The sequence below is a fragment of the Acetomicrobium mobile genome (assembly GCF_937920065.1).
Genome location: NZ_CALETC010000095.1, coordinates 26544 through 34879 on the forward strand (window position 1 = coordinate 26544; position 8336 = coordinate 34879).

Annotated in this window: 7 protein-coding genes; 5 read left to right on the forward strand and 2 right to left on the reverse strand. The window is 43.6% G+C overall.

Annotated features, from left to right (window positions below; genetic code table 11):
- Positions 1-4 precede the first annotated feature (4 nt).
- Complete coding sequence (locus Q7P41_RS04125) at positions 5-1216, reverse strand: Tm-1-like ATP-binding domain-containing protein (protein WP_303882328.1); 1212 nt, start codon at positions 1214-1216, stop codon at positions 5-7.
- Between the two features lie 362 nt (positions 1217-1578).
- Between Q7P41_RS04125 and murI the strand changes: the two genes are divergently transcribed.
- On the forward strand, positions 1579-2370 hold the full coding sequence (gene murI / locus Q7P41_RS04130; protein ID WP_303882330.1) for a glutamate racemase: 792 nt from the start codon (positions 1579-1581) through the stop codon (positions 2368-2370).
- Positions 2371-2522: 152 nt separating this feature from the next.
- On the opposite strand, the gene fabG is transcribed toward murI, so the two are convergent.
- Positions 2523-3308: a 3-oxoacyl-ACP reductase FabG gene (gene fabG, locus Q7P41_RS04135; RefSeq protein WP_303882331.1), complete on the reverse strand. Its 786-nt coding sequence runs from the start codon at positions 3306-3308 to the stop codon at positions 2523-2525.
- Positions 3309-3666: 358 nt separating this feature from the next.
- Here fabG and Q7P41_RS04140 point away from each other — a divergent pair, with 358 nt between their 5' ends.
- From Q7P41_RS04140 to Q7P41_RS04155, 4 genes are all read left to right on the forward strand, one after another.
- Entirely contained in the window at positions 3667-4800 is a 1134-nt protein-coding gene (locus Q7P41_RS04140; protein WP_303882332.1) for an ATP-NAD kinase family protein, read from the forward strand.
- 30 nt (positions 4801-4830) lie between these two features.
- The gene (locus Q7P41_RS04145) at positions 4831-5388 is read left to right on the forward strand and encodes a TIGR01440 family protein (protein ID WP_303882333.1); all 558 of its coding nucleotides are present in this window, start codon (positions 4831-4833) and stop codon (positions 5386-5388) included.
- Positions 5385-7286, forward strand: a complete 1902-nt coding sequence (locus Q7P41_RS04150) for a RiPP maturation radical SAM C-methyltransferase (protein WP_303882334.1) — start codon at positions 5385-5387, stop codon at positions 7284-7286. The genes Q7P41_RS04145 and Q7P41_RS04150 overlap by 4 nt, the downstream gene beginning before the upstream one ends.
- 44 nt (positions 7287-7330) lie before the next feature.
- Positions 7331-8336: aminomethyl-transferring glycine dehydrogenase (locus Q7P41_RS04155; protein WP_303882335.1), on the forward strand; the 1006-nt coding region annotated here is incomplete at its 3' end.

Below are 8336 nucleotides of genomic sequence, written 5' to 3' on the forward strand. Positions count from 1 at the left end.
TAAGCTATCTTTTCGATAAAAACTCAAACATCTTATCCGTGACGGCCTTCGCAAATTCAGCGTCATTTATGTTGGCATCCACTTCGATTAAGGGTATGTCCTTTCTGAGATTTTCTTTTAAAGCATATAATAGGGCTTTATTAGCTTCAGGCCACCAAAAATCTTCACCCGGAGAATCAAGCTGAGATAACCCCTTTAAAGGGAAAAAGACGGCGGTTGGTCCTTTTGATTGGTTCAGCCTTTCTGCCATTATTTGACCTAATTTCGTATTTTCTTCGGGATTCGTGCGCATTAGCGTAACATTTGGATTCCATGGATAGAGCTTTCTATTTTTGTACTTTTCGGGAACCGTATCGATAGCCCAAAAGTTAACCATGTCGAGACATCCTGGTGCAACGACTTGCGGGATGCCCTTTAGCCCGGCAGTTGTGAGTCTCCTTGGCCCGGCTGACATGACCCCTCCACATAGTTCATCGGCCAGTTCGGTCGTTGTCAAATCTAAAGCTGCGATGAAATAATCGTTTTCGATCAAGTCCTCCATCGTCATTCCGCCAGTGCCAGTAGCATGAAACACCATCACTTCGTAGTTTTCTACTTCCATTATCTCCTTACATTGCTCTATAAGCTTAGTCGTGTTGCCAAACATGGAAGCGGCTATCAAGGGTTTCGATTCTATCTCCGGCACCTCAGTTTCCATCATCCCCGTGAGAGCCCCCACAGCTCGCGAGTAAATATCCACGCTTATTGCGTTAACGCCTGCTACATCTACGATTGAGGGAATCATAACTATGTCTTTTGTTCCAACGTAAGGCTTTGTATCGCCCGATGCAACAGTAGAAACCAATACCTTAGGCACTCCTAAGGGAAGAGCTCTCATTGCAGCAGAGATAATAGCAGTCCCGGCAGATCCACCCATCCCAAATATGGCATCGAGATTGCCTTCCGCGTAAATCTTTTTGGCAATTTCTGCTGCTCCTTTGGTCATGACTGCCATAGCATGCCCCTTGTCCTTTTTTTGTCTTAAAGAGACCAAGCTTTCTCCGCCTGCTTTTGCGACAGTATCAGCATTGATATCGGGTTTAAAAAGTGGCTCTCCCATAACTCCTACATCTATGACGAAAGCTTGAAAACCTTTTTCTTCAATTCTTTCTTTGACGAATGCGTAGTCTTTGCCCTTTGTGTCTAATGACCCAAATAAGACGACAATTTTTGACATTGACTTCACCACCCTCGCTTTCAATTGATTTTTTCGATAGCAAGTTTATTATATATCACAACAGGGCGAAAAAATATCTTTAGTGTAGCGAAGGTCCCATTTTGCATTTTTGCCGAAGGTTTCCTCCCTAGGAGAGTTGGTGCTACTTCCCAGTGAAGAAATGGAGCTTATCCTTGAAAAATTCAAGACCTATAATATATTAAAATAAATAATGAGCGATGAAATTTTTAGTTGGCGGTGATGATTTTGGAAGATGCTTCCTTTTCGTTTATGTCATGTAAGCATGGGAACTTTAGCAGCTAAAATTAAAAAGACTATGGATGCTGTCGCTGGCAACAAGAGAAATTTGGAGGCGAGACTGTATGGTAACAATTGGACTCTTTGATTCCGGGTTTGGGGGGCTTACGGTGGTGCGTGAGGTGAAACGCCAATTACCAGGAGCCAGTGTAGAATTCTATGGGGATAATGGACGCGCACCCTACGGACTACTTTCTAAGGAAACAATTGTCGGATACGCACGGCAGATTTTGGATTTCCTAGCTGGCAAAAAAGTTGATATTGTTATTATTGCCTGTAACACGGCTACTGTTGCTTCTTGGGAAGAAGTAAAGGACCAATACCCATTCCCCGTACTGGGGGTAATAAAGCCCGGAGTGAGGGCTGCGCTGGCGGCAACGCGTAACAAAAAGATCGGCGTGATAGCTACTAAGTTTACCATCGAAAGCGAAGCATACAAGTCAGGGATCCGGACTATAGACCCGAAAGCCGAAGTTATCGGTCTGGCGTGTCCCAAGCTTGTGCTTCTGGTGGAATCTGGAAAAACCTCGGGGCCGGATGTGGAAGAAGCAGTTAGTTGTTATCTTAAAACATTTAAGGGCACGGAAATAGATACGCTTGTTCTTGGGTGCACTCACTTTCCGGTACTGGCGGACACAATTCGGCGTTACTTGGATCCCGATGTTGTCATTGTAGACCCGGCAGTGGAGACTGCAGCTGAGGCAAAGAAACTGATCGCGAAGAAAGGACTTGTGGCTGATTGTTCTCATCCGGTCTGCAATTTTTATACCAGCGGCGACCCCGAGTTGTTTGCAAAAGTGGGATCAATGATTTTGGGTTGGCCAATTGATAAAGTAGAAAAAGTTGTTTTAGGATAGATTGCAAGCTGAATCCTTTTAGCATGAACATGATATGTTTGAGTATGGAAAGAGCGTTTTTGGATATGGCAGGCGGGGGTTGTTTAGTTTTTTCAACAAACCCATCGTTTTATCTAAGCCCCCAGAGGGGGGCGTAGATAAATATTTGTAATTTATTCTTTGGTTGGCAATTCCATAGCTTCAGTCGACTCGGGGAGTATTTGTCCTCCATCAACCACTATCGTTTGTCCCGTTATGAATTTTGCAAGGTCAGATGCTAAAAATGCAGCTGCATTTCCAACGTCTTGGGGTTCACCCAAAGTGCCAAGAGGGATCGATCTTTTCATTATGTCAAGATACTCCTCTCCCAAGCTTAAGAGTCCTTCCGATACAATGTTTCCTGGCAACACAGCATTAACGCGAATTCCGTACCGGGCTAGCTCAATTGCTGCAGAGCGCATAAATCCAAGCTGAGCTGCCTTTGTGGCACCATAGTGGCTCCAACCAGCAAATCCGGTAATGGGACCTGTAATCGAGGAAGTTATGACGATACTTCCGCCTCCCTGTTTTTTCATATGAGGGATGCATTCTTTGATGCTTAAAAACATCCCTTTTACATTTATAGTGTTAATATAGTTCCACTCTTCCTCCGTCATATCTTCTATTAAAGACATAGGATATATACCAACGTTACTGCATAAAACATCGATTCGCCCATGCCTTTCCATAGTCGCGCTAACCATACGCTGAATATCTTCCGTCTTGCTTACGTCGGCCACTACGTAAGAAATTTGACCAAAACTTGATAGTTCTTCGACTGTTTTTTGGAGATCTTGTTCCTTTCTTGATGCGATGACAACTGTAGCCCCGTGTTTTAAAAATGCCTCTGCGATACCTTTGCCAATGCCTTTACTGCCCCCAGTAATTATTGCAAATTTACCTTCTAGCAAACGTGCCACTGTACATCGCTCCTTTCAGGTACTATTGCACTGATTCCTTATTCTTCGCACGAAATGGGAATGCTTTCGCGTGGCTCCCTTTGACGCGATTGCTCTGACCCCCACACTGCCATATCCTCATTCAATGTCCATGTCCTGTTCTTTTATTGAAATATTATCTTCTACGCATCGAGGTGTCTACTCCCCTGCCTATTTAAATCCCTTTAAATTAGGATGAAACGATTGCGTGATGTCACAAGAAGTTTTGTGTCGTATAATTGATAATAGCTGTTAATTAAATAGCTAGTTTAATTATATATGTATGGTTTTTTCGCTCAACGAATTGATATTTGTGGCGACTCTACGAGGAGGTTTAAGAATGGCTTGCAATCGGCTTGGACTAATAGTTAATCCTATCGCAGGTATGGGTGGTAGGGTGGGATTAAAAGGTACTGATGGAGAGGAAATCTTGAGGATATGCAGGGAAAAAGGCGCTGTTCCGGAAGCTCCCAAAAAAGCGGTCGAGGCCCTGAAGCGACTTTTGCCTGCCAAAGACGAGATCGAAATAGTGACTTATCCGGGTGAAATGGGAGAGTTGGAGGCTCGTGAAGCCGGCTTCGAGCCAATCGTGATTGGTAGCATTATTCCAGGCAACACAACGTCTGAGGATACGAGGAGGGCAGCCAAGGATATCGCTGATTTTGGTGTAAAGTTATTACTATTTGCGGGTGGGGATGGGACGGCAAGGGATGTGTATTTGGCGTTGAAGGATAGGCAACAACCAGTATTGGGAATTCCAGCGGGCGTCAAAATTCATTCTGGCGTATTTGCCATAAATCCAAGGAGGGCGGGAGAACTTGCCCTCCTTTTTATGCAGGGAAAAGTAAGAGACATGAAGGAAGCTGAGGTCATGGATATCGATGAAGAAGCCTTTCGCCAAGGATGGGTAAGCGCGGCGCTTTATGGGTATTTGTTAATTCCTCACGAAAGAACTTTCGTTCAAAGCAAAAAGGCGGGTCAAGCCGCCTCCGATACGGTAGATTTGGAAGGGATATCTTACTATATCTTAGACCACATGGACGAAAATAAAGATGCAATTTATATCATAGGGCCCGGCACTACGACTAGGGCAATAAAACAGAAATTAGGAGATGAATACACACTGCTTGGAGTGGACGTCAGCCAAGACAAAAAAATTATTGCACTTGACGCCGATGAAAAGAAGTTGCTTGAAATTTTATCCGATGCCAAGAAGGCCTTTATAGTGGTTACCATAATAGGCGGTCAAGGTTATATATTTGGAAGGGGCAATCAACAGATAAGCCCGAAAGTCATAAGAAAGGTTGGCCTTGAAAACATCATAGTAGTTGCTACACGTAACAAAGTATCAGCTTTGGGCCATAATCCCCTCTTGGTGGATACGGGCGATGAGGAATTAGATCAGGCCCTCTGTGGCTACGTGAGGGTTGTCACGGGTTACCTTGAGCAGCGGATTATGAAGGTATCGGTCTAAAATTGTTTTATTTTAAGGGAGGTATTTGACGTGGAATTTGGCGAGCTCACGTCATCCGTCCATAAGGCATTGTCAGAATTGCTATCTATAGCTGAACTCAAACCAGAAAACATATTAGTAGTTGGATGCAGTACGAGCGAGGTCTTGGGGAAGAAGATAGGATCTGCCTCCAATCTAGAGGTAGCTAAGGCGATAATGGAAGGCATAGAACCATTGGTCGAAAAGTCAGGCTTATTCCTTGCAGTGCAATGTTGCGAACATTTAAATAGAGCTCTCGTGGTAGAAGAGGATTGCGCAATGAAATATCACCTGGAGGTTGTGACCGTTTTGCCACATCTCGAGGCTGGTGGTGCCCTCGCGGTGTTGGCTTACGAAGAGTTTGCAAAGCCGGTAGTAGTTGAAAGCATACAAGGTCATGCAGGAGTGGACATAGGGGATACTATGATTGGAATGCATTTAAAAAGAGTCGCCGTACCAGTTAGATGCGAAGTCAAGAAGGTAGGAGCTGCAAATTTGGTCATGGCTCGCACGAGACCTAAGTTAATTGGAGGGGAAAGGGCGAAATATCCCCCTTACTATGTAAAATGATTTCGTACGATGGAACCATTGATGTAGCATTGATCAATATGCCCTTTGCCAGCTTCAGACAGCCTTCCTTTGCCCTTGGTCTTTTGAAAAGTTCAATAAAAGATAAGTTCAAAGTTAAGGTTTTTGATTTTAACGTGTATTTCGCGGAAAAAATAGGCGCGGATCTTTATGATAGAATAGCTACGTGGCACATAGTAGATTTGTTGGGTGACAGGTTATTTGCTCAAACCCTTTATGGCGATCAGATTCCTCCCTTCGAGGAATACGTGGATAAAGTGCTTAATGGAAATTTAAAGGAACACGAGGCACCTTACGACAAAAAATTGGTGGATTACGCCTTTTACAATGAACTTCTCGAAGTTCAAAAAATGACTGATCAATTTTTAGAAGAATGCTCACGCATCATTGCTAAGGCAAATCCTAAAATAGTGGCCTTTACCAGCATGTTTCACCAGCAGACATCAAGCTTGGCGTTGGCTAAAAGACTTAAAAAAGTTCTCCCACATGTTTTAGTAGCCTTTGGCGGGGCCAATTGCAAAGGCCCGATGGGCATGGAGTTAATGACACATCATACTTTTATTGATTGCGTGTGCTTGGGCGAAGGAGACAGTTCGTTCAAAAAGCTGGTTTGTGCCTGCACAGACGATCAGACCATAGATGTCTTGTCCAATATACCCGGGATGATCTTTCGCAAGGATCTAAAAAGCGATGATGTAAATCCTTTTGCCCTTTGCAGCAAAACGTTAGAGATGGATTTAAACCTGGTACCTACTCCTGATTACGATGATTTCGCCCAGCTTTATGCCGAAAGAAAATTTATGCACAAAGAAAAACCGAGAGTGTTCTTCGAGATGTCCAGGGGGTGTTATTGGGGACAGAAAAAAAGATGCATATTTTGCGGTCAATCGAGCGAAACTCTCATCTTTAGAAAGAAAAACCATGAACGAATAGTCACGGAATTAAGAAAAATTGTGAATGAATATCCAGCCTTTGCTTTATCTGCTAGCGATGAATCAGTTGATGAAGGAGCGCTTGAAGCGTTAATTGAGGCGCTTTCTACTCTACAGAGAAAACCTGAAATAGTTTACCTTCAAGTTAGACCTGATATAAATGTGAAAATGCTCAAGAAATTGGCGGTCTGCGGGCTAAAGAGGCTCGAGGTTGGCATTGAATCACTCAGTTCAAAGGTACTTTCCATAATAGGCAAAGGCGTTAATGGGCTTCAGAATATAACATTTCTCAAAAATTGTCGCGAAGCAGGAATAGAGCCAATATGGAACTTCTTGTGGGGTTTCCCAAAGGAACCGGAAAGCTCGTATAAGAACATGGCAAACCTGATACCCTTGCTTACTCACTTACACCCACCCAATTACGCAGGACCCTTTAGACTTGATCGCTTCAGCCCATGCTTTGAAAATCCCTACGAACACGGCATAAGAGAAATAAAACCCTACCCCTCTTACCGATTTGTTTACCCCTTTAACGAGGAAGTCGTAGACAATTTTGCCTCATTTTTTACCTTCAAATTTCAATCCCCACAAAACGTCAAAGATTACACACGTCAACTTCAAGAAAATATATTTTTTTGGAAAGAAATTTACCCCAAAAGCGCTTTGTATTACAGTCAAGACCTGGTAATAGACAAAAGATCCGGCATCGACGAGTGGCACATAAGGCTTGATCCTTTGACTATGGCGGTTTGCAAAGCTTCCAGTAAGCCCGTGACCATGCAGGAGATCCCCCAAAGGCTAAAAGAAATGGAAATTGTTAAATCTGAAGAAGAAATAAGGCAATCCATCGGATATTTAATCAAATACGGTATTTTGTTAAAGGAGAAAGAGATGTATTTAAGCTTGGTTACTGAAGAGAGAGGTGATGCAATGACGTGCGATGATTAGGTGAAAGCGTCATAAAAATTAATTAAATTGGGAGGGATAGTGTCATGGAAGAAAAGGAAAAAAGAGTTGCTCATCCCTACATCCCCAATTCCGTTCCGGAGATCAAAGAAGAATTATTAAAAGAAATAGGGATCGAAAGTGCAGAAGATATCTTTGGTCAAATTCCGGAACATTTACGGCTCAGAAGGCCGCTCAACATTCCTAAAGCGATTCTTTCAGAATACGAACTTAAAAAGCATGTCACAGAGCTTCTTTCCAAGAACAAAAATTGCGAGGAATACAAAAACTACCTGGGCGGAGGTTGTTGGCAGCACTACGTTCCTGCGGTATGTAAGACCATAATGGAAAGGGATGAGTTTTTGTCTGCCTATGTGGGAGAGGCTTTTGCCGATCACGGTAAATTTCAGGCTCAATTTGAGTATGCAAGTTGTATAGGGGAACTTGTGGATATGGATATGGTAAACACCCCGACTTACGATTGGGCTATGGCCTGTGCCACTACGGTGAGGATGGCGTCACGCATGACTGGAAGGAGCAAGGCATTGGTGGCTAAATCCATAAGCCCCGAGAGATTATCCTGCATCAAAGATTACGCATGCTCTGCGACCCCCGACATAGAGCTTGTTAACTACGATCCGAAAAGCGGATTGCTTGATTTAAATGACTTAAAAGACAAACTTTCCGAAGATGTTTGTGTCCTTTATATGGAAAATCCTAACTTTTTCGGTGTTATAGAAAAGGACGGACAAGAGATAGCAGATCTGCTTCATTCAAAGGGCGCATTGCTATCGGTAGGCGTTGATCCAATTTCTCTTGGCGTGTTAAAACCACCTGCTCGTTATGGTGCAGATTTTGCTTGTGGCGATGTGCAGCCTCTGGGGATACCCATGAGCTACGGCGGTGGTTTGGGCGGTTTTATTGCTACACCTGACGAACCGAAGTTCGTAGCCGAGTATCCTTCCTTGCTATTCGGGATAACGGAGACGATAGAAGAAGGCGAGTATGGCTTTGGAGAGGTCTTATACGAGAGGACGTCTTACGCATCTCGTG

What these genes read in the sequence shown, in the direction of transcription:
- murI (WP_303882330.1), top strand. Translation starts at nt 1,579, where the DNA reads ATGGTAACAATTGGACTCTTTGATTCCGGGTTTGGGGGGCTTACGGTG.
- Q7P41_RS04150 (WP_303882334.1), top strand. Translation starts at nt 5,385, where the DNA reads ATGATTTCGTACGATGGAACCATTGATGTAGCATTGATCAATATGCCC.
- Q7P41_RS04125 (WP_303882328.1), bottom strand. Translation starts at nt 1,216, where the DNA reads ATGTCAAAAATTGTCGTCTTATTTGGGTCATTAGACACAAAGGGCAAA.
- Q7P41_RS04140 (WP_303882332.1), top strand. Translation starts at nt 3,667, where the DNA reads ATGGCTTGCAATCGGCTTGGACTAATAGTTAATCCTATCGCAGGTATG.